This window comes from Saccharopolyspora gregorii (genome assembly GCF_024734405.1).
Taxonomy (GTDB): domain Bacteria; phylum Actinomycetota; class Actinomycetes; order Mycobacteriales; family Pseudonocardiaceae; genus Saccharopolyspora_C; species Saccharopolyspora_C gregorii.
On record NZ_CP059556.1, the window covers coordinates 1,511,919 to 1,534,337 of the forward strand.

At 72.4% G+C, this 22,419-nt stretch carries 22 protein-coding genes; 16 read left to right on the top strand and 6 right to left on the bottom strand.

Features of this window, described 5'->3' with window-relative positions; genetic code table 11:
- The first annotated feature begins 260 nt into the window (after positions 1-260).
- The 5 genes from H1226_RS06650 to H1226_RS06670 all read left to right on the top strand — a co-directional run bounded on the left by H1226_RS06650 (position 261) and on the right by H1226_RS06670 (position 5,791).
- Complete coding sequence (locus H1226_RS06650; protein ID WP_258347884.1) at positions 261-2,093, top strand: hypothetical protein; 1,833 nt, start codon at positions 261-263, stop codon at positions 2,091-2,093.
- 97 nt (positions 2,094-2,190) lie between these two features.
- On the top strand, positions 2,191-3,936 hold the full coding sequence (locus tag H1226_RS06655; protein WP_258347885.1) for a DUF6239 family natural product biosynthesis protein: 1,746 nt from the start codon (positions 2,191-2,193) through the stop codon (positions 3,934-3,936).
- A 35-nt stretch (positions 3,937-3,971) separates the two neighbouring features.
- Positions 3,972-5,219, top strand: coding sequence for a YeeE/YedE family protein (locus tag H1226_RS06660; RefSeq protein WP_258347887.1), 1,248 nt, complete (start codon positions 3,972-3,974; stop codon positions 5,217-5,219).
- Positions 5,220-5,303: 84 nt separating this feature from the next.
- Positions 5,304-5,507 carry a hypothetical protein gene (locus H1226_RS06665; protein WP_224959819.1) on the top strand — a complete coding sequence of 68 codons (204 nt, stop codon included), beginning with the start codon at positions 5,304-5,306 and terminating at the stop codon, positions 5,505-5,507.
- A 38-nt stretch (positions 5,508-5,545) separates the two neighbouring features.
- A complete protein-coding gene (locus tag H1226_RS06670; RefSeq protein WP_224959818.1) occupies positions 5,546-5,791 on the top strand; it encodes a hypothetical protein in 246 nt (81 codons plus the stop codon).
- Positions 5,792-5,876: 85 nt separating this feature from the next.
- Here H1226_RS06670 and H1226_RS06675 read toward each other — a convergent pair whose 3' ends face one another.
- Complete coding sequence (locus H1226_RS06675; protein ID WP_258347889.1) at positions 5,877-6,368, bottom strand: YqaA family protein; 492 nt, start codon at positions 6,366-6,368, stop codon at positions 5,877-5,879.
- A 208-nt stretch (positions 6,369-6,576) separates the two neighbouring features.
- Positions 6,577-7,134 carry a GNAT family N-acetyltransferase gene (locus H1226_RS06680; RefSeq protein WP_258347891.1) on the bottom strand — a complete coding sequence of 186 codons (558 nt, stop codon included), beginning with the start codon at positions 7,132-7,134 and terminating at the stop codon, positions 6,577-6,579.
- 200 nt (positions 7,135-7,334) lie between these two features.
- On the opposite strand from H1226_RS06680, the gene H1226_RS06685 reads away from it, so the two are divergent.
- Positions 7,335-8,564, top strand: coding sequence for a winged helix-turn-helix domain-containing protein (locus tag H1226_RS06685; RefSeq protein ID WP_258347893.1), 1,230 nt, complete (start codon positions 7,335-7,337; stop codon positions 8,562-8,564).
- Here H1226_RS06685 and H1226_RS06690 read toward each other — a convergent pair.
- Both H1226_RS06690 and H1226_RS06695 read right to left on the bottom strand, forming a co-directional pair.
- Positions 8,548-9,576: a DUF4097 family beta strand repeat-containing protein gene (locus tag H1226_RS06690; RefSeq protein ID WP_258347894.1), complete on the bottom strand. Its 1,029-nt coding sequence runs from the start codon at positions 9,574-9,576 to the stop codon at positions 8,548-8,550. The genes H1226_RS06685 and H1226_RS06690 overlap by 17 nt on opposite strands.
- 22 nt (positions 9,577-9,598) lie before the next feature.
- Positions 9,599-10,177 (bottom strand): toxin-antitoxin system HicB family antitoxin, encoded by a 579-nt coding sequence (locus H1226_RS06695; protein ID WP_258347895.1) that lies wholly within the window; start codon positions 10,175-10,177, stop codon positions 9,599-9,601.
- A gap of 199 nt (positions 10,178-10,376) precedes the next feature.
- Between H1226_RS06695 and thyX the strand changes: the two genes are divergently transcribed.
- The 6 genes from thyX (at position 10,377) to H1226_RS06725 (ending at position 17,682) form a co-directional block, all read left to right on the top strand.
- Complete coding sequence (thyX, locus tag H1226_RS06700) at positions 10,377-11,129, top strand: FAD-dependent thymidylate synthase (RefSeq protein ID WP_258347896.1); 753 nt, start codon at positions 10,377-10,379, stop codon at positions 11,127-11,129.
- 72 nt (positions 11,130-11,201) lie between these two features.
- Positions 11,202-12,623, top strand: a complete 1,422-nt coding sequence (locus tag H1226_RS06705; protein ID WP_258347897.1) for a serine/threonine-protein kinase — start codon at positions 11,202-11,204, stop codon at positions 12,621-12,623.
- A 43-nt stretch (positions 12,624-12,666) separates the two neighbouring features.
- Positions 12,667-14,112 carry a serine/threonine-protein kinase gene (locus tag H1226_RS06710; protein WP_258347898.1) on the top strand — a complete coding sequence of 482 codons (1,446 nt, stop codon included), beginning with the start codon at positions 12,667-12,669 and terminating at the stop codon, positions 14,110-14,112.
- A gap of 19 nt (positions 14,113-14,131) precedes the next feature.
- On the top strand, positions 14,132-14,758 hold the full coding sequence (locus H1226_RS06715; RefSeq protein ID WP_224959808.1) for a TIGR03085 family metal-binding protein: 627 nt from the start codon (positions 14,132-14,134) through the stop codon (positions 14,756-14,758).
- A 261-nt stretch (positions 14,759-15,019) separates the two neighbouring features.
- A complete protein-coding gene (gene dapA, locus H1226_RS06720) occupies positions 15,020-15,961 on the top strand; it encodes a 4-hydroxy-tetrahydrodipicolinate synthase (protein ID WP_258347899.1) in 942 nt (313 codons plus the stop codon).
- A complete protein-coding gene (locus H1226_RS06725) occupies positions 15,958-17,682 on the top strand; it encodes a ribonuclease J (RefSeq protein ID WP_309148785.1) in 1,725 nt (574 codons plus the stop codon). Before dapA ends, H1226_RS06725 begins: the two co-directional genes overlap by 4 nt.
- Before the next feature lie 69 nt (positions 17,683-17,751).
- On the opposite strand, the gene H1226_RS06730 is transcribed toward H1226_RS06725, so the two are convergent.
- The gene (locus H1226_RS06730; protein WP_258347901.1) at positions 17,752-18,390 is read right to left on the bottom strand and encodes a hypothetical protein; all 639 of its coding nucleotides are present in this window, start codon (positions 18,388-18,390) and stop codon (positions 17,752-17,754) included.
- 112 nt (positions 18,391-18,502) lie between these two features.
- On the opposite strand from H1226_RS06730, the gene H1226_RS06735 reads away from it, so the two are divergent.
- From H1226_RS06735 to H1226_RS06750, 4 genes are all read left to right on the top strand, one after another.
- Positions 18,503-19,114, top strand: coding sequence for a TetR/AcrR family transcriptional regulator (locus H1226_RS06735; RefSeq protein ID WP_258347902.1), 612 nt, complete (start codon positions 18,503-18,505; stop codon positions 19,112-19,114).
- 316 nt (positions 19,115-19,430) lie between these two features.
- On the top strand, positions 19,431-19,694 hold the full coding sequence (locus tag H1226_RS06740) for a hypothetical protein (protein ID WP_258347903.1): 264 nt from the start codon (positions 19,431-19,433) through the stop codon (positions 19,692-19,694).
- 257 nt (positions 19,695-19,951) lie between these two features.
- Positions 19,952-20,857 carry an alpha/beta hydrolase family protein gene (locus H1226_RS06745; RefSeq protein WP_258347904.1) on the top strand — a complete coding sequence of 302 codons (906 nt, stop codon included), beginning with the start codon at positions 19,952-19,954 and terminating at the stop codon, positions 20,855-20,857.
- Positions 20,854-21,171, top strand: coding sequence for a hypothetical protein (locus H1226_RS06750; protein WP_258347905.1), 318 nt, complete (start codon positions 20,854-20,856; stop codon positions 21,169-21,171). Before H1226_RS06745 ends, H1226_RS06750 begins: the two co-directional genes overlap by 4 nt.
- A gap of 47 nt (positions 21,172-21,218) precedes the next feature.
- Here the strand turns inward: H1226_RS06750 and H1226_RS06755 are convergent, their stop codons facing one another.
- Positions 21,219-21,959 (bottom strand): DUF4190 domain-containing protein, encoded by a 741-nt coding sequence (locus H1226_RS06755; protein WP_258347906.1) that lies wholly within the window; start codon positions 21,957-21,959, stop codon positions 21,219-21,221.
- Positions 21,960-22,419 lie beyond the last annotated feature (460 nt).

Sequence of the window (22,419 nt, forward strand, 5' to 3'; positions counted from 1 at the left end):
GTCGCTGGTGGTTCGTGCCCGGCCGGGGTGACAGCCCTCGGGGTTGAAGAATTCCCCCGAAAACCATTCCTCCCCAACCGCGGGCGATGCCGCCTGCCTCACTCCGGTGAATTCCGGAGACCAGGTGTGCCCTGAATCGGTTTCGGTCCGAATTCGGCAAACCGATTTTGGGGACACGTGTGTCCGAATCCACAACCACCCGTCCGAGAAGAAACGGTTGCCGAGACCTTGGTGGAACCGAGATGGAGACCGGAGAGAAGATGAGAACCCCCTCGCGCGCATGGCGGAAAGGACTGACCGGAGCGGCCGCCGCGCTGCTCGCGGTCGGCGCCGTCACGCTGCCCGTCGGCGGCACCGACGCCTACGCCGACGTGCAGGTCACCACGCAGCAGGTGCCCGGAGCCGACGGCAAGAACTACACCGTCACCAACCACGTCGTCAGCAAGACCGCCACGAAGGCCGCCGATGGCAAGCGCAAGGAATGGCTGCTGGTGTGGGCCGGTGACGAGAACATCGCCGACACCGCGGTCAAGGACGTCAAGGGCCTGCCCGGGTCGCTCGGCGACGGCCTCGGCAAGGTGCGGGACGCCCTGCCCGGACCGGACTTCCTCGCCGTCATCGACGCCACCAAGGGCTCCGAGACCTACGGCGAAGTCGTCAACACCGCCACCGTCGGCCCGCTGGTGGAGAACGAGCCGCACCACATGCAGTACGTGTGGCACAAGGGCGACACCATCTTCGCCGGTGCGCTGTTCCTCGGCGCCACCTACGCGTTCGACGTCACGAAGCTGCCGAACCTGGAGCTCAAGGGCGTCAGCCTGCCGACCCAGACCCTCGGCGGATCCGTCCCCGACGCGTACTGGACGCTGTCCGACGGCACCTCCTACGGGACCTACATGGGCGGTCCCGTCGTCCCCGGCCCGTACCGGTACGACGACGGATCCGTGCACGTCGGCAACGGGTTCGCGGGCAGCCCCGGCGAGGTCGTCCGGTTCGACCCGAACGGCAAGGTGCTGTCCCAATCGCCCGCGGCGACCCCGCAGGGCGACAACCCGAAGCTGTGCGACAACCTGCCGCAGCTCGGCAAGCCCACCTGCGCCAACCCGCACGGCATCCAGGCCCGCGAGGACCTGAACACGCTGATCACCAGTGACTACGCGGAACCGCGCAACATCATCCTGGACCCGGTCAAGCAGCCCTCGCCGTACCTGCGGCGGCCGACCGTGCGCACCTGGGACATCTCCGACCGCAACCACCCCAAGCTGCGGGCCGTGTCCTACCTGCCGGACGGGCCGCGCGCCGACCCGGCGGACCCGCTGCACTCCGAGAGCCGCGCCGTGATGGAGACGACCGTCACCAACCTGCCCGGCCACAAGGGGGCGTTCGCCGAGACCATGCAGGGCGGTGCGGTGTTCTACACGCCGGACATCACCGCACCCGCGCCGCGCTGGACGCAGGTCTTCGACGACGGGCAGGCGCTCAAGGCCATCGACCCCGCCAACAACGACGCCCGCGGCGGCAGCTCCAACGGCGGCTGGATCCAGACCAGCCCCGACGACAGGTTCCTGTACCGCGCGGTGCAGGGGCGGCAGAAGGGCGCGCTCGGCCCCGACGACCCCGGCTCCACCGGCGGTGTCTACACCCTCGACATCTCCAAGATCGTCGCGGCCGGGAACGACTTCCAGTGCACCATCGACACCGTCGAGAAGGCCGAGAACGGCGGCGGGCAGGACTGCCCGACGCTGGCCGGCGCGGCACCCATCAACCCCGGTCAGCCGGGCGCGGGACCGCACTGGGGCGCCTACGACAACTTCACCGAAGGTGCCGACGGGCGGTACGAGGAGACCAAGCAGCCCAGCAGGCTCGCGGTGTCCAACTACTTCGTCGCCCGCTCCGGGCTCGACGGCGACCACAAGGTCAACATGGTCGACCTCGCACCCGACGGGAAGGTCAGCGTCGACGAGTCCTTCAAGGACGAGGTGACCGGGGAAACCGGGATCAACTTCAACCGGGAACGCTGGCCGCACGGGCCGTTCGGCAACGCGAAACCGCACTCCGAACTGTTCGTCGTCGCCGACGAAGACCTGAAGTGACCACCGCCGCCGGGCGGATCCCCCCGGACCCGCCCGGCGGCCCTCCCGGGTTCCCGGAACCCTCCCGCACCCGTTCGGAACGAGGAACACGATGGACATGAGCGGTATGCACGCCGGCACCGGAGTGACCGGAGTGGACGCCGCGGGGCTCGTGCTGCGGGTGCTGCTGCTCGGCGGCACCGTCGTCGCCGCCGGGCTCGGGCTGCTGCGCCCCGCCGTGCGCGGCACCGGCCGCGCCACCACCTGGACCGCGTGGGCCGCCGCCGGGGTGGGCGCGGTCGCCGCGCTGCTGTCGATCCCGCTGCTCGACATCAACGTCCCCGTCGCCGTCGTGCACGCGGTGCTGCTGCTGGCGCTGCCGGTCGCGCTGCGCGCGCCCACGCCCGCCGCCTACCTCGGATTCGCGCTCACCGCGCTCGTCGTCGTGGAGAGCGCGCTCGGGCACTCGCCCGCGGAATTCCTCGTCACCACCCTCGTCACCGCCACTGCCGTCACCTGGCTCGGGCTCTCCGGGTTCGCGCTCACCCTGCCCGCCGAGCGGCGCCCCGAAGGCGGACTGCGGCTGCGGCCGCTGGCGATCGTGCTCGCCGTGGTGCTGCTCGCGGCCGCCGCGGCGCAACTCCTGCTCACCGGCATCGCCGACCGGCGGCTGCTCGGCGCGCTCGGCGCCGTGCTGCTGCTGATCACGGCGTCCGCGATCGCCGCCGGCATCGTCGTGGTGCTGCTGCGCCGCGGCGACCCGTGGCGGACCTACCGGATCGGGGCCGTCGCCGTCGCCGTCGCCTTCGTCGCCTGGACCGTGCTGCCCGGCATCCCGGCGCCCGGGGAACTCCCGCTGCCGGGAGTGCCGCGACTCGCGCACGCCGCCGTCGGCGACCAGGACGTGCCGGTGCTCGTCACCCCGCACCGGCCCGGCAAGAACCTCGTGCACCTGCCGGAGAGCGCGGGCGACGAGTTCACCGTCGACGCGGGCGGCGGCCCGGTGCGCGCCGTGGCGCGCCCTGGCACCTCCGGCACCTGGGCCGAAGTGGACCTGCCCGCCGGGCGCGGCGAACTGGAGGTCCACGGCCCCGGTGCCACCACCGGTGACGTCGAAGTCGACACCGGCAGCGGCCCCGGGCTGCCTGCCGCCACCTCCGGCGACGGGCCGGAATGCGCCAGCACCGCGCTCGCCGCCCTCGTCGCCGGGCAGCGCGTCCCGCTCGACGGGTGCCCCGCCGACTCGCTGTCCGAGCAGGACGCCGCCGCGCTGCGCACCCTCGTCGGCTACGTCCAGCGCAACGGGGCGCCCGGCATCACCGTCCTCGGCGACGACTCGCCCCGATCCCGCGCCGCCGCCGACGTCGTCCGCGACGCCGCCCGGCAAGCCCGGATCCCCGTCGGCGACCGCCCGGCCCCCGACAACGCGCTCATCCTCGTCGGCAGCTGGACCGACGCGGCCCGGCGGCTCGACACCGTCGCCGCGACCCAGCACACCGCGCCCACCTACGCCTACGGCGTGCACCTCGCGCCCTGGCTGCTGCACAGCCCCGTCACCACCGGCATCGCCAGCTCCGCGGTGCCGCTGCGCTTCGACCCCCGCGAATACCGCTCGCTGGAATACGGCATGGCGCTGTCCACGTCGTTCGGTGGCGAACCGCCGTCCGTCGCCGGATTCCACACCTGGCTCGCCGCCCGCGGGCAACGCGCGCACGACCCCGTCGTGATCTACGCCTCCGCCCAGGTCGACGCGATGCAGATGGACATGCCCGGCATGCGTGGCGGAATGCACGGTTCCGAACCCGCCGGTCAGTGGGTTCCGCATGGCACCGTGGTCGCGGTCTCCGGGCCGCTGGCCCCCTGATACCGCCACCGCCCCCCGAAACGAGGAGCAACGACATGTCCGCAGTGGACACCGCTGAAGCACCCAGAACACCGGCGCCACCCGCGCCGCAGGCACCACCCGCACGCCCCGGCGTCGTCACCATCGGCATCCTGCTCGCCGCCGTCGTCGGCCTCGCCGTCGCCAGCGCGGCCGGCTGGAAGCTCGCCGTGCTCTACGTCGTCGGCCTCGCGCTCGGTGGCGTGCTGTTCCACTCCCGGTTCGGGTTCACCTCCGCCTGGCGGCAGCTCGTCGCCGTCGGGCAAGGGCGTGCACTGCGCGCGCACATGCTGATGCTGGCCGTAGCGTGCGTGCTGTTCGCCGTCATCCTCGGCACCGGCGCCGGGCTCTCCGGCACCCCGGAAGGGACCGTGGCGCCCGCCGGGCTGGGCGTGGTCCTCGGCTCGTTCCTGTTCGGCGTCGGCATGCAGGTCGGCGGCTCCTGCGCCTCCGGCACCCTGTTCGCCGTCGGCAGCGGGCAGACCGCGATCCTCTACACCCTCGGCGGGTTCATCGCCGGGTCCGTGCTCAGCGCCTTCCTCACCCCGTGGATCAGCGCGTTGCAGGAGACCGGGCCGACCGTGTCCTTCGCGGACACCCCGCTCGGCTACCCGGGGGCGTTGCTGATCTCGCTGCTCATCATCGGTGCGGTCGTGGGCGTCTCGCTGCTCGTCGAACGTCGCCGCACCCCGCCGCCGATCGAAGCGCCGCCCACCGCGCAGGGCCTGCTGCGCGTGCTGCGCGGCTCGTGGCCGCTGTGGGCCGGCGCGCTGCTGCTCGCCGGGCTGAACGCGCTGACCCTGTTCATCTCCGGGGGACCGTGGGGCATCACGTCCGCGTTCGGCCTGTGGGGCGCGAAGTTCCTCGGCTGGATCGGCGTCGACATCTCCGGTGCGCCGTTCTGGACGGTGCCGGAGAACGCCGCGAAGCTGGACGCGTCCGTGCTCGCCGACAAGATCTCGGTGATGGACTTCGGCATCATGATCGGCGCCCTGGTGGCCTCCGCCGCGGCCGGCGCGTTCGTGCTGCACCGCCGCATCCCGTGGCGGCTCGCCGTCGGCGCCGTGCTCGGCGGGATCCTGATGGGACTCGGGGCTCGGCTCGCCGGTGGCTGCAACATCGGCGCCTACTTCTCCGGCATCGCCTCGTTCAGCCTGCACGGCTGGCTGTGGGGCGTCGTCGCCATCATCGGGACCTACGCGGGACTGCTGCTGCGGCCGTTGTTCGGGCTGGGCAATCCGAAGCCCACCGACTCGGTCTGCTGAACCGCCCGCGCGGTGGCGAGCCGCCGTGGGGCGTCCGACTTCCCGCCGGTTCGGGCGGGATGGAGAGAAACGAGGAGAAGCACCATGTCGAAGAGCCTCGCCAGGCTGACGGCCGCGACCGTCACCAGCCTCGCCCTGCTCGGGCTCGGCGCCGGAGTGGCGCAGGCCGACCCGCCGTCGATCTGGGTCATCCCCGGTGTCGACGCGGGCGGGCTGCTGAGCCCCACCGTCGGCCTGCCCACCGCCGCGCTCAACCCCGTCGTCGGCCTGCTCGACGCCCTCAGCTGACCCACCGCCAGCTGCCCGATCGGAGAGGAACACCGCTGATGAACACCGCTGTGCGCCGCGGCCTGGCCGCCACCGCGCTCGCCGGGACCGCCCTGCTCGGTTCCGCCACCGCCGCCATCGCCGCACCGCAGGCCGCCCCCGACCCGGGCGGCGTCGTCATCGTCGACGAGCCCGACACCGGCGACCTGAACAACATCTGGACGTTCGCGCCGCTGGGCGTTCCGGTGCTGGGCCTGCTCGATTCGCTCGCCGACGTGCCCGGGAAGCTCCTGCCGCTGCCCTGATCGACATGAGCGCCGATCCGTGCTGTTCACGAGCAGCGGGCGCCGTTGCACCGGACGTGGACCGCGTGCGGCGGCGTCCGCACGCTCACAACCAGGCGATCATCGCTCCTGGTGCGACCGCCAGCGCCGCGAACCGGACGAAGCGCCCCATCAGGCCGGTCACCAGGAAGGTGCTCAGCGGCACCCGCGCCCAGCCGGCGGCCACGCAGGTCGCGAGGAACGGGGGCAGGCTCGCCACCGCGCTCAGCAGCAGCACCCCGCCCGTCCACATCGGACGGTGCTGGCAGCCGAGGCGGAACCGCTCCAGCCACGCCGCCCACCGGCCGCGGGGCTCGCCCGGCTCGCTCTTGCGCTGCAGGAACCGCGGCAGCCGGATCACGCCGCGCGCCGCGTAGAAGTACAGCAACTTGCCGCCGATCTGGCCGATCGTCACCACCAGCGCCAGCAGCCACCACGGGACTTCGGGGCTCTTCACGACCAGGCCGATCACGAAGATCTCCACGCTGATCACGGGGAGGAGCGCGGAGGCCACCGCCATGCCGAAAGCGGTCGCGATCAAGCCGATCGAGGTCAGCACAGGTCCACCCGGGCGTCGGAGTGCGGTCCGCCACAGGCTAGCAATGCGTGACGGGGTGCTGACGCCGAACTCGGCCCGCGCTGCGCGGCGGGTGGCGGTCCGCCGCATCCCGCGCGGTCGGAGCAGGTGAACGGCCCACCGGCCCGGTCCGCTCGGGAACCCGCCTCGGCGGAGGGCCCGGTCTCGGCGGGCTGGCCGCTCGGTGGCGTCAGTGCAGGTCCAGGTCCAGCGGGCCGGTCAGGCGCAGCTCGCGCATCGGTCGGCCGCCCGCGTCCAAGGTGCGGACCGTGCCGTCCGGCGACCAGCCCGCGTGCTCGAAGAACGCCAGCGACACCGAATCGGCCTCCGGGACCCAGCTGATGCCGCGGGCCGCGCCACCGTCGGCGAGGCGCTGCGCCATCGTCGCCAGCAACCGTCCGCCGTGGCCGCGACGTCCCCACCGCGGCTCCACCAGCAGCGTGCTCACCCACGCCACCTCGGCGAGGTCCGGCGGCACCGCGCCGTCCGCCGCCGCGGCCTCCTGCTCGGGAGCGGCGCCCGCCGCGCAGAAACCGACCAGGTGGTCGCCTTCGGTGGCGACCAGCACCGCCACCGGGCCACCGGCGACCGCCTCGGTCCACTGCCGCGTCGTCTCCGCCTCGTCCAAGCCCGCCAGCACTTCCGCTGGCAGCAGGTCCGCGTAGGCGCTGCGCCAGGTGGAGAGCTGCACTCGGGCGATCTCGGGGGCATCGGCGGGCGTCGCGGCCCGCACCTCGGCATCGGCCATGCGCGCCAACCTAGCGCCCGAGGCGGGGCGGTCGGGTGGCCCGGCCCGGCGAAGCGGGTGGGGCCGGCGAAGCTGGCCGGCGAAGCGGGTGGGGCCGGTTGGAGGTTTCGGCTGGTCCGCCGGTGCAGCTGGCTCCGCCTGTGCGAACCGGCGTGTCGGTGCGAGCGGGCGTGTCGGTGCGGGATGGCAGCATGCGGCGGATGCAGACCATGAGCACCGCGGCGGCCCGGCGCACCGCGTTGGCCGCGCAGGGGTTCGCCGACAGCCGCCCCACCGGACGACCCACCCGCCAGCACCTGAACCGGGCGCTGGGGCGCACCAAGCTGTTGCAGCTCGACTCGGTGAACGTCGCGGTGCGCGCGCACTACATGCCGCTGTTCAGCCGACTCGGCTCCTACCCGGCCCGGCTCGTGGACGACGCGGCCTGGGCGCCGACCGCCGCGAAACCCCGGTTGCTCGTCGAGTACTGGGCGCACGAAGCCTCGCTGATCCCGGTGCGGGACTGGCCGCTGCTGCGCTGGCGGATGCGGGAGCACGGCGGTTCCTGGCGCAGTCGTTCCCGGGAACTGCTGGAGACGGCGCCCGGGCTCGTCGACGACGTGCTCGCCGCGGTGAAGGACCTCGGCCCGGTGGGCGCGGGCACCTTGGAACGCGAGCTCGGCGGCGGAGTCCGGCAGGGGCGCGGGCCGTGGTGGAACCGCACCGACACCAAGCGGGTGTGCGAGCTGCTGTTCGCGATGGGCGAGCTCACCACCGGCACCCGCAAGGGCTTCGAACGGCTCTACGACCTGCCGGAGCGGGTGCTGCCGCCCGAGGTGCTGGCCCAGGACCCGGCGGTCGAGGACGCGGTCCGCGAACTGGTGCGCCGCTCCGCCGAAGCCCACGGGGTGGCCACCGAGACCGATCTGCGCGACTACTACCGGCTGAGTCCGCAGCAGTCCAGGCAGGCCGTCGCCGAGCTCGTCGAAAGCGGTGAGCTGGAGCCGGTCGCCGTCGAGGGCTGGAGCAAGCAGGCGTACCTGCACCGCGACGCCCGCACCCCGCGCGCGGTCCGCGGCCGAGCCCTGCTGTGCCCGTTCGATCCGCTGGTCTGGGAGCGCTCCCGCGCGGAGCGGTTGTTCGGCTTCCGCTACCGCATCGAGATCTACGTGCCGGAACCGAAGCGGCAGTACGGCTACTACGTGTTCCCCTTCCTCCTCGACGGTGAGCTCGTCGGTCGCGTGGATCTGAAGGCCGACCGGGCGGCGAAGGTCCTCCGGGTTCCGGGGGCCTTCGCCGAGCCCGGTCACGACCTCGGTGCGGCTGTTCCGGAACTCGCGGGTGCTCTCACCGAGATGGCCGACTGGCTGGGACTGGACGGGGTGGAGGTCGGCTCGCGCGGTGACGCCCACCTCGTCGAGGCGTTGCGCGCGCTCACACCGCGGAGGTGAGCAGGGCGTCGCCGCTGCCGGTGCGCCCGAAGATCCGCAGCGCCGGTTCCTGCGCGGTCGGTTGCCCGGACACGTCGAGCTCGCTGTCCACGGTGCCGGTGCTGGAGGTCAGGTCGACCTCCGCATCGGTGCCCCGCGGGAGGGCGATCCGCAGCTCTCCGGAACCGGTGATCAGCTCGACCTGACCGGAGCGGGCCTCGGCGATGCCGACGTCCCCGCTGCCGGAACGCACCAGCACGTCCGAGTCCACGGTGCCCAGCCACACCGCGCCGCTGCCGGTGACCACCGACGATGCGGAGCGCACCGCGGCGATCTCCACGTCCCCGCTGCCGCTGCGCGCCTGCACCCCACCGGCCATCTCGCCGAGGTGCAGCGCACCGGAACCGGTGCGGGCGACGGTGCTGCCACCGGCCCGCTCGACCGACACCGCGCCACCGCCGGACTGCACGTGCACCCGGCCCGCCGGCCCGGTCACCCGTACTTCCCCGGCGCCCGCGCGGATCGCGAGCTGGGAATCCTCGGGCGCTCGGACGAGCACGGACAGCGGTACGGCGCGCAGCGGCACCGTGGTGGGGGCGCGCACCGCCAATCGGTTGCCGGTGAGGTCGATGCGGGTCTGCCGCACCGCCTCGGCCACCGGTTCGCGAGGCCCGGAGCGGCCGAAGGGCCGGTCGCCGAAGGGCCGCTCGCCCGGGCCGCGCTCGCCGGGACCGCGAACACCGGCGCCGCGGTCACCGGTGCCGCCGCGCGTCGCCGCCTCCCCGAACTGCTCGCTGACCCAGCTGAGCAGCCCGGTGAGCCCGCTGCGCCAATCGCCACCGCCCGGGGCCGAATCGTGGCGGACCTCGACGTGCGTGACCGCCGTGGCGCTCAGCTCGACCGTGATCGAGCCGAGGCTGTTGCCGATGTCCACCTCGATGGGTGCCGCCGTGTCGAAGTCCTGCGTGCGCACCAGATCGGCCGATTCCTCGGCGTCCCGGGGGTCCTGCTCGTCCGCGCCGTTGCCGTTCATCACCACCACCGCCTTCCCGCGCTCAGCCGTGCACCCAGCCGTGCAGCCGCGACCCGGGACCGTCGTCGGGTCCGTCGGGGCGCCAGCGGCCCGCCCCGGGCGGTCCCCAGCCACCGGGTCCCCGACCCGGGCGGTGGTGGTCCCACGGTCCGCGCGGCCTGCCGCCGTGCAGCGCGCCCTGCACCGCCTGCGCGACCCACGTGTTCAGCGAGACGCCCTGGGTGGAGGCGGCCTGCTCGGCCTGCGACTTGATCTCGTCGAGCAGTCGCAGCGTGATGCGGCTGATGTCGCCACCGTCGGCGCCGGGCGGCGGAGGTGGTGGTCGTTCCTCCTCGGCGGCCGCGGCGCGCGGGGCGCCGCCACCACCGCTGACGACGACGCGGACGTCCCGGCCGTCGAGCCGGAGGTCGACGACTTCCCCGTCGAGGTGCGTGGTCACCTCGGCGGCGAGGTCGGAGAGCGCGTTCATGATCGCCAGGCGGGCCGCCGGTTCGATCGCGGCGGAGAGCGCCGCGGCGGTCTGCCGGGTCTGCTCGTCGCCCGCCGAGGCGGCGGAACCGAGGTCGTCCCGGAGCTGTGCGATGTACGGGCTGAGGTCCATGACACCACTATGGCGTCATGGATGGCGTCGCGCAACGACACGATGGTGTCAGCAGGTCCCGGGCGTGCCGCCATCGCCGGTCCCCGGCCGGATCCCGCCGCCCCGGCCGCCGGATACGCTCGGGAAACCGCCGCCGCCCGCCCGGGGCGCGGCGGGACCATCCGGGTTCGTCCGCGAGGCAGAAGGGGATCCGCGCACCGTGACCGACATCGTGCCGCCGAAGGTCCAGCTCATCGGCAAGACCGAGTTCTTCCCGCCCGCCGACGTGGACTGGTCCACCGACGCGGACGGCGGCCAGGCGCTCGCGGAGTTCGCCGGCCGGGCCTGCTACCAGTCGTGGCACAAGCCGAACCCGGCCACGGCCACCAACGAGGGCTACCTGCGGCACGTCATGGAGGTCGGCCACCTCTCGGTGCTGGAGCACGGGTCGGTCACCTTCTACCTGACCGGGATGTCCCGGTCGCTGACCCACGAGCTGATCCGCCACCGGCACTTCTCCTACTCGCAGCTCTCGCAGCGCTACGTACCCGAGCGGGACGCGGCCGTGGTCGAGCCCGACGTCATCGCCGAGGACCCGGAGCTGCACGCGAGGTTCGTCCGCGCGACCGAGGCGAGCGTCGCCGCCTACACCGAACTCCTGGACGCTCTGCAGGAGAAGTTCGCCGACGAGCCGCAGGCCACGCTGCGCCGCAAGCAGGCCAGGCAGGCCGCGCGCTCGGTGCTGCCCAACGCGACCGAGACCCGGATCGTGGTCACCGGCAACTACCGCGCCTGGCGGCACTTCGTGGCGATGCGCGCCAGCGAGCACGCCGACGTGGAGATCCGGGCGCTGGCCGTCGAATGCCTGCGGCAGCTGCAGCGGGCCGCCCCGAACGTGTTCGGCGATTTCGAGATCACCGCGCTCCGGGACGGCTCCGAGGTCGCTTCCAGCCCGTTCGTCGCCGAGGGCTGAACGCGGAACCGCGCGAGCCCCTCCCACGTCCGATGAGATGATCTCGACCAGGACTGACGTGGGGGAGGGTCCGTGGTGGAGCGGACGGACGCGCTGGCGCGCACCATCGGCGACCGCTACCGGGTGACCGGTGAGCTGGGGCGCGGTGGCATGGGCATCGTCTGGCGGGCCTGGGACCAGGTGATCGGTCGCGAGGTCGCGATCAAGCAGCTGCACGTGCCGGACGGGGTGCCGCCCGCCGAACGCGCCGTGTTTGAGGAGCGGGTGCTGCGGGAGGCCCGCACCGCCGGGCGGCTCAGCGACCCCGGCGTGGTCACCGTGCACGACGTGCTCAGCGAAGGCGGCGGCACGTTCATCGTCATGGAGCTGGTGCAGGCCGGGACGCTCAGCGAGCTCGTCGCCCGGTGCGGGCCGATGCCGCCGGAGCGGGTCGCCGACCTCGCGCGGCGGTTGCTGTCCGCGCTGGAGGCGGCGCACGCGGCCGGGATCGTGCACCGTGACGTGAAGCCCAGCAACATCATGATCGCCGACGGGGTCGTGAAGCTCGCCGACTTCGGCATCGCGCAGACCGTGGACGACCCCCGGCTGACCAGCAGCGGCAGCATCGTCGGCTCGCCGTCGTTCATGGCTCCGGAGCGCATCCAGGGAGCCGATGCCACCCCGGCGGGTGATCTGTGGTCGCTGGGCGCGACGTTGTTCTTCGCCGCGGAGGGCTGGTTGCCGTTCGAGCGGCGGACCACGGCGGCGACGCTGCACGCGGTGCTCAACGAGACGCCCGCGCTGACCCGCACCCAGGGCCCGCTCGGTTCGTTGATCATGGGTCTGCTCATCGCGGACCCGCGCGCCCGGTTCACCCCGGCGCAGGCCCGCGCGCTGCTGGCGGGCGATCAGGTGGGCACCCGGGCGCAGGCCGCGCCGACCGCGCCGCTGCCCGCCGGCCGCCGGACCCCGTGGCGCGCCGCGGCGGTGGCGGTGGTGCTGCTGGTGGCGGGCCTGCTGATCGGGCGGTTCGCGCTGGTGCCGGGGCCGCCGGAGGCAGAGCTGCCGACGCTGACCTACGGGCCGGACGGCGACCTGACCACCTTCGAAGCCAGCAAGATCGAATCCTGCGGCACGGGCGTGCCCGCCGCGGGTGCGAGCGTGCCCGAGGAACAGGTCGGGTCCTGCTCGGAACCGCACGACTTCGAGGTCTACACCGACGGTTCCCCGTTCGGCAGCAGCGCGAGCAGCGACACCGCCTACCCCGGCGCGGAGCAGCTGGCGCGGTTCGGCGAAGCGCTGTGCGGCGCCTACTTCGCCTCCGCCGAGGTCGAGCTGCCGGGCAAGGACGCGGCGCTGCGCTACGGGGCGCTGGTGCCGACCGAGCAGGCGTGGGAGCTGAAGCGGCGGACCGCCGCGGACGATGACTCCGACACCGACGGCGGCGCGCAGACCGTGCTCTGCTACCTGCGCAGCACCGACGGCACGAAGCTCACCCGATCGCTCGCGAACTGACCCGGATTCGGCCGGAGGGGTGGAATCCGGCACGCATAGTGCGATGATCGCCACGCAGGGCGATCAGGGGGTGCTGAGCGTGTCGAACGGGCGGATCATCGCGGGTCGCTACCAGTTGCTGGACGAGCTCGGGCGCGGCGGCATGGGCGTCGTGTGGCGGGCGAGGGACGACTGGATCCACCGCGAGGTCGCGATCAAGCAGCTGCACGTCCCGGCGGGCCTGCCGGTGGAGGAGCGGGACGTCATCGAGCAGCGGCTGCTGCGCGAGGTGCGCGCGGCGGGCCGGCTCACCGTCCCGGGCGCCATCACCGTGCACGACGTGCTCCACGACGACGGAACCACGTTCATCGTGATGGAGCTGGTGCCCGGCGCGGTCACCCTCGCCGACCGCGTCGCCGGGGACGGGCCGATGTCGACCTCCGAGGTGGCGGCGCTGGCGGAGCGGTTGCTGTCCGCGCTGGCGGCGGCGCACGAGGCGGGGATCGTGCACCGCGACGTCAAGCCCGGCAACGTGCTGCTCACGGGTGCGGGCGCGAAGCTGGTCGACTTCGGCATCGCGCAGGCCGTGGACGATCCGCGGCTGACCGCGACCGGGGCGCTCATCGGCTCGCCCGCGTACCTGGCGCCCGAGCGCATCCAGGGGTCGGACGCGACCCCGGCCTCGGACCTGTGGGCGCTCGGCGCGACGTTGCTGTTCGCGGTGGAGGGCCGGTCGCCGTTCGAGCGGCAGTCCACGGCGGCGACGTTGCACGCGGTGCTGCACGAGACGCCCCGCCCGTCCCGGGACCACGGAGCGCTCGGCAAGCTGATCGCGGGCCTGCTGGTCGCGGACCCGCGCGCCCGGCTGACGGTGGACGGGGCCCGCGCGCTGCTGTCGGGCTCGGCGGCGGATCCGGTGCGGGCGGTGCGGCCCCGGGCCTGGTTGGTGGCGGTGCCCGCGGCGGTGCTGCTGTTCGTGGCGGGACTGCTGCTGGGCCGGGGCGCGAGGGCGGGCGAGGAGCCCGCGCACGTCCCGGCCGCGGTCGGCGGCCCGTCGGCGCGGTTGCCCACGCTGACCTACGGCGGAGGCGGCGACCTGGAGCCGTTCGACATGGGCGAGGAGCACCCGTGCGCCGACACCGGGCTGGAACCGGGTGCGGCGGTCACCTCGGCGCGGTTCCGGTCCTGCTCGGAACCGCACGAGGTCGAGATCTACGCGGCGGCCGACGTGTTCGGCGGCCGGTCCGGCAGCGACGTCTCCCATCCCGGCGACGTGGCGCTGGCGCGGTTCGCGGAGGGCCTGTGCGGCGCCCACTTCGCGAGCGACGCGGTCCGGGACCCGGGCGGGCTGCGCTACGGCGCGGTGGTCCCCACCCGGACGGCGTGGGAGGCGAAGCGGGTCACCTCGTTGGACGGCGACCCGTCCCACGACCGGGGAGCGCAGGTCTCGTACTGCTACGTGCGCAGCGCCGACGGCACCCCGCTGATGACCTCCGTCACGGGGAGCTGAACCCCGGTAAGGTGGTCGCATGGGTGTGGCCAACGACGAACGCCGGGAACTGTGCGACCTGTTCGACCAGGTCGGGCCGGACGCGCCGACGCTGTGCGGCGAGTGGAAGACCAAGGACCTCGCGGTGCACCTGGTGCTGCGGGAACGCCGCCCGGACGCGCTGGCGGGCAAGTTCGTCAAGGCGCTCGCCGAGCGCGGCGACAAGATCGAGCAGGAGCTGCGGGACAAGCCGTGGCCGGAGCTGATCGGCACCGTCCGCGAAGGCGCCCCCAAGTGGAACCCGCTGGCGATCGGCGCCGTGGACGAGGCCGTCAACACCGCCGAGTTCTTCGTGCACCACGAGGACGTCCGCCGCGCCCAGCCCGGCTGGCAGTCGCGCCCCACCGACCCGGAGCGGGAGGAGGCGCTGTGGAAGTCGCTGAGCAGGGTCGCGAAGGTTTTCTACGGCCGCAGCCCGGTGGGCGTGGTGCTGCGCCGCCCCGACGGCACCGAGATCGCCGCGAAGCGCGGGCCGCGCACGGTGCGCTTCAGCGGTGAGCCCAGCGAGCTGCTGCTGCACGCGTTCGGCCGCAAGCAGGCGCGGGTGGACATCGACGGCAACGACGCGGACGTCCTCGCGGTCGAGGACCTGCGCCGCTCGTTCTGACGGCGGTCGCCGAACCCGTTCGGCGGCCCGGCGGCGCGCGTTCGGCCTGGTGCGCGACCTGCTCCAGCGCTGCCGCACCGGCCGATTTCGCGCGGTGGCACCGGAAATCCGCCCGTCGTGGCGCTGATCAGCGGGAACACGGCCGGTTCCGGATGGGCCCGGCCGTCGAGTTTCCGCGATCTTCGAGCCGGGCCGGGTGCGGCGCCGGTGGTGGCCGATGCGGCGCGCTGACCAGTGGGCTCACCAGGTAGCGTCAGGGCCATGACCGTCTGTCCCACCGCCACTGAAGGACGGCCGTTCGGCCGGGTCCTGACCGCCATGGTGACGCCGTTCGACGCGGACGGGAAGCTCGACCTGGCGCTGGCTCAGGAGCTCGCGACCTACCTCGTCGATCACGTCGGCAACGACGGCCTGGTCGTCAACGGCACCACGGGCGAGAGCCCCACGACCAGTGATGACGAGAAGGAGCAGCTGCTGCGCGCCGTCGTCGAAGCGGTGGGGGACCGCGCGACGGTGGTAGCGGGAGCGGGCACGAACAACACCGCCCATTCGGTGGAGCTGGCCCGCACCGCGGAGAAGGCCGGTGCGCACGGGCTGCTCGTGGTGACCCCGTACTACTCCCGCCCGCCGCAGGAGGGCCTGCTGTCGCACTTCACGACGGTGGCCGATGCGACGGAGCTGCCGGTGATGCTCTACGACATCCCGCCGCGCTCCGTGGTGCCCATCCACACGGACACGTTGAAGCGGCTGGCGGAGCACCCGCAGATCAAGGCCGTCAAGGACTCCAAGCACGACCTGTGGGCGGGCAGCGAGGTGCTGTCGAACAGCGACCTGGCCTACTACTCGGGCGAGGATCCGCTGAACCTGCCGTGGTTGTCCGTGGGCGCCGTCGGTTTCGTCAGCGTCATCGGGCACGTGGTCGGCGACCGGCTGCGCAAGATGCTCGACGCGTTCGAGGCGGGCGACATCGCCACCGCGCGCGAGGTGCACGTCGGGCTGATGCCGGTGTACCGGTCGATGAACTTCGTCGGCGGCGTGGTGTTCTCGAAGACGGCGATGCGGCTGTGCGGCTACGAGACGGGGCATCCCCGGCTGCCGCTGCCGCAGGCCACCGACGAGCAGGTGCGGGTGATCACGAGTGATCTGTGGGACGCCGGTCTGGTCCTGGTCAATCCCGACGCCGCAGCAGAGGTGACGCGTTGAGCGCTCGCGCAACAGCTTCCGAACACCAGCCCGTGACCCCGACGGCCTCGGCGCCACCACCGGCGCTGCCCGAGGGCGGCCTGCGGGTGACCGCCTTGGGCGGCATCGGCGAGGTCGGCCGGAACATGACCGTGTTCGAGCACGAGGGCAAGCTGCTCATCGTCGACTGCGGCGTGCTGTTCCCGGAGGACGACTCGCCCGGCGTGGACCTGATCCTGCCCGACTTCGGGGCGATCGAGAACCGGCTGGACGACGTCGAGGCCCTGGTGCTCACGCACGGCCACGAGGACCACATCGGTGCGGTGCCGTTCCTGCTGCGGTTGCGCCCGGACCTGCCGGTGGTGGGGTCGAAGTTCACGCTGGCGCTGCTGGCCGCCAAGTGCAAGGAGCACCGGCAGGACCCGGTGCTGGTCGAGGTCACCGAGGGACAGCACAGCAAGCACGGCGTGTTCGATCTGGAGTTCTTCGCGGTCAACCACTCGATCCCGGACGCGTTGGCGGTGGCGATCCGCACGCCGGCCGGGGTGGTGCTGCACACCGGGGACATCAAGCTGGACCAGCTGCCGCTGGACGGCAGGCTCACCGACCTGGCCGGGTTCTCGCGGCTGGGCGACGAGGGCGTGGACCTGTTCCTGGTGGACTCGACGAACGCCGAGGTTCCCGGGTTCGTGACGCCGGAGCGCGAGATCGGTCCGGTGCTGGACCGGGTGATCGGGAAGGCGACGCAGCGGCTGATCGTGGCGTGCTTCGCCAGCCACGTGCACCGCGTGCAGCAGGTGCTGGACGTCGCCGAGCAGCACGGCCGCAAGGTGTGCTTCGTGGGCCGGTCGATGGTGCGCAACATGGGCATCGCGAACGACCTGGGCATCCTGCGGGTGCCGCCGGGCCTGCTGGTGGAGCTGGACGAGGCGCTGGCGATGCCGGAGCACCTGGTGCTGTTCGTCTCGACCGGTTCGCAGGGCGAGCCGCTGTCGGCGCTGTCCCGGATGGCGCGCGGGGAGCACAAGCAGATCCGGATCCGCGCCGGGGACACCGTGGTGCTGGCGTCCTCGCTGATCCCGGGCAACGAGACCGCGGTGTTCGGCGTGGTCAACGGCTTGGTGCGGCTGGGTGCGGACGTGGTGCACCAGGGCGGGGCGAAGGTCCACGTCTCGGGTCACGCCTCCGCCGGTGAGCTGCTGTACCTGTACAACGCGGTGCGCCCGAGCAACGTGATGCCGGTGCACGGCGAGTGGCGGCACCTGCGCGCGAACGCGGAGCTGGCCCGGTTGACGGGGGTTCCGGCGGAGCGCGTGGTGATCGCCGAGGACGGCGTGGTGGTCGACATGGTCGACGGCATCGCGCGGGTCTCGGGCCGCGTCGAGGTGGGCCACGTCTACGTGGACGGCCTGTCCGTCGGCGACGTGGGCGAGTCGACGCTGTCGGACCGGCTGGTGCTGGGCGAGGGCGGGTTCATCTCGATCACCGTGGCGGTCGAGGCGGCGACGGGCCGCGCGGTGTCCAGCCCGACGTTGTCCGGGCGCGGTTTCTCCGACGACCCGAAGGCGCTGGACGACGTGGTGCCGCTGGTGGAGATGGAGCTGGCCCGCACCGAGTCGGAGGGCATCACCGACACGCACCGCATCGCGCAGGCCGTGCGCCGCGTGGTCGGCAAGTGGGTGGCGGACAAGTACCGCCGCCGCCCGATGATCGTGCCGAACGTGCTGCCGGTGGATTCCTGATCGGTCGCTCCGAAGAGCTGTGCGCGGCCCGTCCGACCAGGCGCACTGGTCGGGCGGGCCGTTCGGCCGTCAGCTCCCGGCGCCGTCGAGCAGCCAGTGGTGGCGCATCCGGAGGGCGCGTTCGGTGCTGGCCAGCGCCGCGCCGATGGTGAGGGTGGTGTTGAGCCACAGCGGCAGGTGCAGCGGCGAGGTGAAGATCCCGATGTTCTCGGCGATGGGCGGGATCCGGGAGATCGGTTCGGCGACCTGGAGCACGAGCAGGGCGACGCCGATGACCAGCAGCGCCACCGAGAGGTGGCCGAGCGCGCGGCTCGCGGCGGGGTGGTCGCGGTCGAGCCGGGCCCGGCGCCCTTCGGCGGACTTCGGGTCGGGGACGAGCTGCTGCTCGCCCGCGGCGGTGACGTGGTGGCAGCGCTTGAGACCGGCACGGCTGACCGCGACTTCGATGGTGCCGCCGTCGACGGGGAAGACCGCAGGGAGCTTGGCGACGGCGTGGTGCCTGCCGTCGCGGTACAGGTCCGCCTTGACCTCGCCGGTGGTCTTGTCGCCCCAGAGCCGGACGTCCACGGCGTAGTCCGTGCCCTCGCCGGTGCGCAGGTGGAACAGGGAGCGGCTGAACTGCTGCCACCAGCGGAAGGGCTTCAGGGGGCGTCCGTCCCCGCTCTTGACCCGCGCTGCGGCGCGCCGGTGCCGCCAGTCCTCGAACATGCCCCGCCCCTTTTCCGTAACACGCTGTACTAGAATTTGGAGCAGGACGCTAGCACAGCGTGTTGGAAAAGCGCCAGCACGGTGTACCAGTACAGTGCGGGCGGAGGTGGACATGGACGACGGGGACGACCCGGTGCTGAGCACCCGGCACCGGATCCTGGTGGCAGCGGCCACGATGCTCGGCGAGGACGCCGCCGCCCGGTTGAGCGTGCGCGCGGTCGCGGCGCGGGCCGGGGTGAGCACGGGTTCGCTGCGGTACCACTTCCCGACCCAGCAGGAACTGCGGGAAGCGGTGCTCGCCGGGATCTACGGCCTGGTGGCCTCCGACGACCCGATCCACGACCGGTCGAGGTCGCCGCGGGACCGGCTGGTCGCCTGCCTGCGGCAGGTGCTCGCGCCCGCCGGGGCGGGGCAGCAGGCGCGGGCGGCCTTCGGGAAGGTCTACGAGTCGTTCATCGCCCCCGAGCCGACCGAGGAGATCAGGCAGGCGCACCTCGGCATGGAACGTGAGGGGCGGCGCCGCACCGAGTACTGGCTGTCGGTCCTGGTGGACGAGGGCGTGCTCCCGGCGGGGGACAACGCGCGGCGCGCGAAGTTCCTGCTGACGGTCCTCAACGGCCTGGCGCTGGAGCGCGCGCTGCCCGCCGGCGACTCGCTGCTCGCCGACGAGACGAACACCCTCCACTTGGCCGTGGACAGCGTGCTGGACCCGCGGAACGCGTGAGCGGCGAACGGGCGGGTAGAACATTCCGGGAGTGAACTGCTCCCGGGATATTCCGAGCAGGAGCCCATTTCGGCGAATGTTCCGAAGAGGTCAGCCCGATCCTCCGGTCGTGGCCGCTTTCGGTTTTGTTCGCCCGGATCGATGGATTGACGGTCGCGGTGGATCGACCGCGCGTATCGCCGTGTGCTGATCAATTGCTCGATGGAGTCAGCGGTATCGGCTGATCGTGTGGTGAGTAGATATCCGCTATTGCTGGATCCGCCGCTTCGCTACCTTCGATCTCGAAGGCTCTCCGGCTGGTCGAGGAGCGCGCGACATGGGATTTCGAGTCGACCCGGACGTGATCGGCCGATTGGCGTTCGGCCTGCACGGCTCCACCGCGGGAATGGCGATATCGAGTCCGCCGCCGGAGGTGGACGCGGGTCCGTCCTCCGCGGCGGTGACCGCGCTGATCGCAGAGCTCGTCCGTGCCGCGGCCGGAGCGCTGGAGATCACGGAGCGCAGTTCGGCGGAGCTGCACGCGAACGGTTCCGCCTACGCCGCCGTCGATGCGGACAACGAGCGGTTCTTCCACCGCTGAGGTTTTCGAGCGATCGTTCGGGGGAACGATGAGCCTCACCATCTTCAGCAGGAGACCCGGAATCACTTCGTCGGCTGGCGGAATCGATGGGGTGGTACGCGGCCGGTGTCGACGATGTCGCCGACGGATGGTTCCGGACCCGTTCCGAATCCGAATCGGAATGGGAAGGGCCCGCGTCGGAGGCGTTTCGCTCCGCGGCGACCCGCAACGGGCGGGACATCGTCGAACTGGCCGAGCTCTGCGCGAATCTGTCGCGCGTGTTGCACGTCTTCGCCGATGATCTCGACACGGTCGGGGCGCGGATGCGGCAGGCGGAGGGGATCGCGCACGAGGCCGGGCTGCTCGTGCTGAACGCGACGATCCACCCGCCCCACTCGTCGGCGGGACTTCCGGAGCCGAGCCTGCCGGGCACCTCGCCGCCTGCGGCTCCGCGGAAAGAAGCGGCTTACGTGGAAGCCGCCCAGACCGTCGCCGACGCACGCCGGCTGGAAGTCACCGCTCACGAGCGGCTGCTGGCGGGCCTCCGTGCGAACAGCGCAGGGCTGGAAGCCATCGGCTTGCACGCGGAGTGGGGCCGAGCGGCGGCGACGGCGACCAGCCCGGCGGCGATCGGCCTCGCGGGGATGGCGATGGCACTGGACGAGTGGGCGGCGGGAGCTACCCGAGCGCTGTTCGAGAAGGCGGTGGCACAGGACGGGTTCGCGGTCGAGGCGAAGGGTGAGCTGGCCCGGTTCCAGGAGGGCCTGCGCGCCACGCACGAGGGGGAACCCAGCCACAACACCGTGCTCGGGCATTCCTACGGCTCGACGGTGGCCGGTTACGCGGCGCGGGACCACGGGATGGCGACCGACGAGATCGTGTTCCTCGGTTCGCCGGGCGTCGGCGTGGAACACGCGCGGGAACTCGGCGTGCCGCCCGAGCACGTCTGGTCCGGGACATCGGGCGATGACGTGATCGATCACGCGACGCCTTCGTTGGATCCGCGGGACTTCTTCGACGGCGAGGACGACCACTGGTTCGGGATGAACCCGTCGGATCCGCACTTCGGCGCGCGGTCGCTGGAGACCGATCCGGACGGGGGTCACACGGACTACTGGGACAGGCGGACGTCGCTCGAATCAATGGCTCGCGTCGTCGCGGGTGTGGAGAAGGGACATCCGTGAGGACCACGAGAGCGCAGCGGTTGCGGATCCTCGGCGTGGTGTTCGGGCACGTGGCCGGCTGGGCGCTGTTCGCGCTGGGCGTCGCGGCGTGGTGCGTGGTCTTCCCGGCCGCCGTGCGCGGATTCGGCGACAGCGAGGTCGAGCGGAACCTGTTGACCTTCTGGGTGTTGATCTACGCGGTGTTGGCGGGAGCGGGCGCGGCGGTGCTGATCGGGGTCCTGACGTGGCGGCGGGTGCTCGCGCGGATCGTGCTCGGCGTCTGGGCCGTGCTCTTGTGCGCCGCCGTGCTCGGAGTGGTTTTCGGCGCCCGGTGATCACCCCGCCCCCGGGGGAAGCAGGGCGAGGTGATCGGTGGTGCGGCTCAGAAATCGCCGTGGAAGTAGGCGGTGTCCGCGGCGTAGTGGCTGGGCGCGACGGAGATCCGCAGGTCGCCCTGCTCCGGCGCGACGTCGAAGATCCGGGTGATGGTGAGCGTCCCGCCGGGCGGGATCTCGGCGTTGATGAACGGGCGGTCCTCCAGCGAGTACTGGGCGGGCCGTCCGGCGTGCGTGGCGGTGATGTCCCAGGACAGCGGGTTGATCTCGTCGGTCGTGCCGTTGGTGATGGTCAGGTCGACCGCGATGGCGCGGGAGTCGGAGTCGTGCAGGTACGGGTTGCCCTCGTGCTCCTTCGGCTCGGCGACCTGCACGGTTTCACCGCCGCGCCAGGTGTGGGTCTGGCCGAAGCCGAGCTCGATGACCTCCGCCCCGGAGTCGTCGGCGGCCGGAACGGCGTCCTGCTGCGCCGAGACGCCCGCGGATTCGGACTGCCGCGCGACCTCGTTCGCGGCGGAGCCGAACAGGCCGACCCAGGCGAAGCACACCAGCAGCCCGATCGCGGCGAGCACGGTGCCGGTGATCGCCATGCCCTGGTTGTTCGCCAGGCCGTTGCGCGCCCGGATGATGCCGATGACGCCGAACACCAGCGCGAGGATGCTCAACGGCCAGGCGACCAGGCCGATGATCGGGATGAACGAGAACAGCAGGGCGAGCAGGCCGAGCACGAATCCGGCGGTGCCGAGACCGTTCTTCGGGGTCGTCGGCGGCGGGACCACTGCGGACATGGGTTTCCTCCGGGGAGAGCTGGAACGAGATGGCGTCGGCGCGCAAGCCGGAACGTCGAGTCCGCAAGATCGTTCCAACGGGAGCGCGCGGTGTCCGCGCTTTCGCCCCGGTCCACTCGTAGGTGTGATCCTCCTGGATGAGCCGCCCGATTCCTGCTAAAGGCCGGGCTTCGGCGCGGTTCCGGTGGGGCGTTGTCGGGGCGGACGTGTGCGGCCTCGTCCTCCCGTTTTCGTTTTCGCCTGTCCCGATCGGCGTGCCGTCGCTCGATTTCGAGGCCCACGTCAGCATGCCGAATCGTTCCCGGCGGCACTCGTTCTGCCATTCGGGTGATCTAGGGCTTTTCACGGCAGTAGCCGCGTCAGATCAACGGGAACGCTGAGTCCCGATCATGTGACGCCGAGCGCTTGTACGCTCGGTCACCCTGTTGATACGTTGTGCGGCTGTTTCGATCACGTCTGG

Coding starts and splice junctions, on each gene's coding strand:
- H1226_RS06650 (WP_258347884.1), top strand. CDS start 261: ATGAGAACCCCCTCGCGCGCATGGCGGAAAGGACTGACCGGAGCGGCC.
- H1226_RS06655 (WP_258347885.1), top strand. CDS start 2,191: ATGAGCGGTATGCACGCCGGCACCGGAGTGACCGGAGTGGACGCCGCG.
- H1226_RS06660 (WP_258347887.1), top strand. CDS start 3,972: ATGTCCGCAGTGGACACCGCTGAAGCACCCAGAACACCGGCGCCACCC.
- H1226_RS06665 (WP_224959819.1), top strand. CDS start 5,304: ATGTCGAAGAGCCTCGCCAGGCTGACGGCCGCGACCGTCACCAGCCTC.
- H1226_RS06670 (WP_224959818.1), top strand. CDS start 5,546: ATGAACACCGCTGTGCGCCGCGGCCTGGCCGCCACCGCGCTCGCCGGG.
- H1226_RS06680 (WP_258347891.1), bottom strand. CDS start 7,134: ATGGCCGATGCCGAGGTGCGGGCCGCGACGCCCGCCGATGCCCCCGAG.
- H1226_RS06685 (WP_258347893.1), top strand. CDS start 7,335: ATGCAGACCATGAGCACCGCGGCGGCCCGGCGCACCGCGTTGGCCGCG.
- H1226_RS06690 (WP_258347894.1), bottom strand. CDS start 9,576: ATGAACGGCAACGGCGCGGACGAGCAGGACCCCCGGGACGCCGAGGAA.
- H1226_RS06695 (WP_258347895.1), bottom strand. CDS start 10,177: ATGGACCTCAGCCCGTACATCGCACAGCTCCGGGACGACCTCGGTTCC.
- H1226_RS06710 (WP_258347898.1), top strand. CDS start 12,667: ATGATCGCCACGCAGGGCGATCAGGGGGTGCTGAGCGTGTCGAACGGG.
- H1226_RS06715 (WP_224959808.1), top strand. CDS start 14,132: ATGGGTGTGGCCAACGACGAACGCCGGGAACTGTGCGACCTGTTCGAC.
- dapA (WP_258347899.1), top strand. CDS start 15,020: ATGACCGTCTGTCCCACCGCCACTGAAGGACGGCCGTTCGGCCGGGTC.
- H1226_RS06730 (WP_258347901.1), bottom strand. CDS start 18,390: ATGTTCGAGGACTGGCGGCACCGGCGCGCCGCAGCGCGGGTCAAGAGC.
- H1226_RS06735 (WP_258347902.1), top strand. CDS start 18,503: ATGGACGACGGGGACGACCCGGTGCTGAGCACCCGGCACCGGATCCTG.
- H1226_RS06740 (WP_258347903.1), top strand. CDS start 19,431: ATGGGATTTCGAGTCGACCCGGACGTGATCGGCCGATTGGCGTTCGGC.
- H1226_RS06755 (WP_258347906.1), bottom strand. CDS start 21,959: ATGTCCGCAGTGGTCCCGCCGCCGACGACCCCGAAGAACGGTCTCGGC.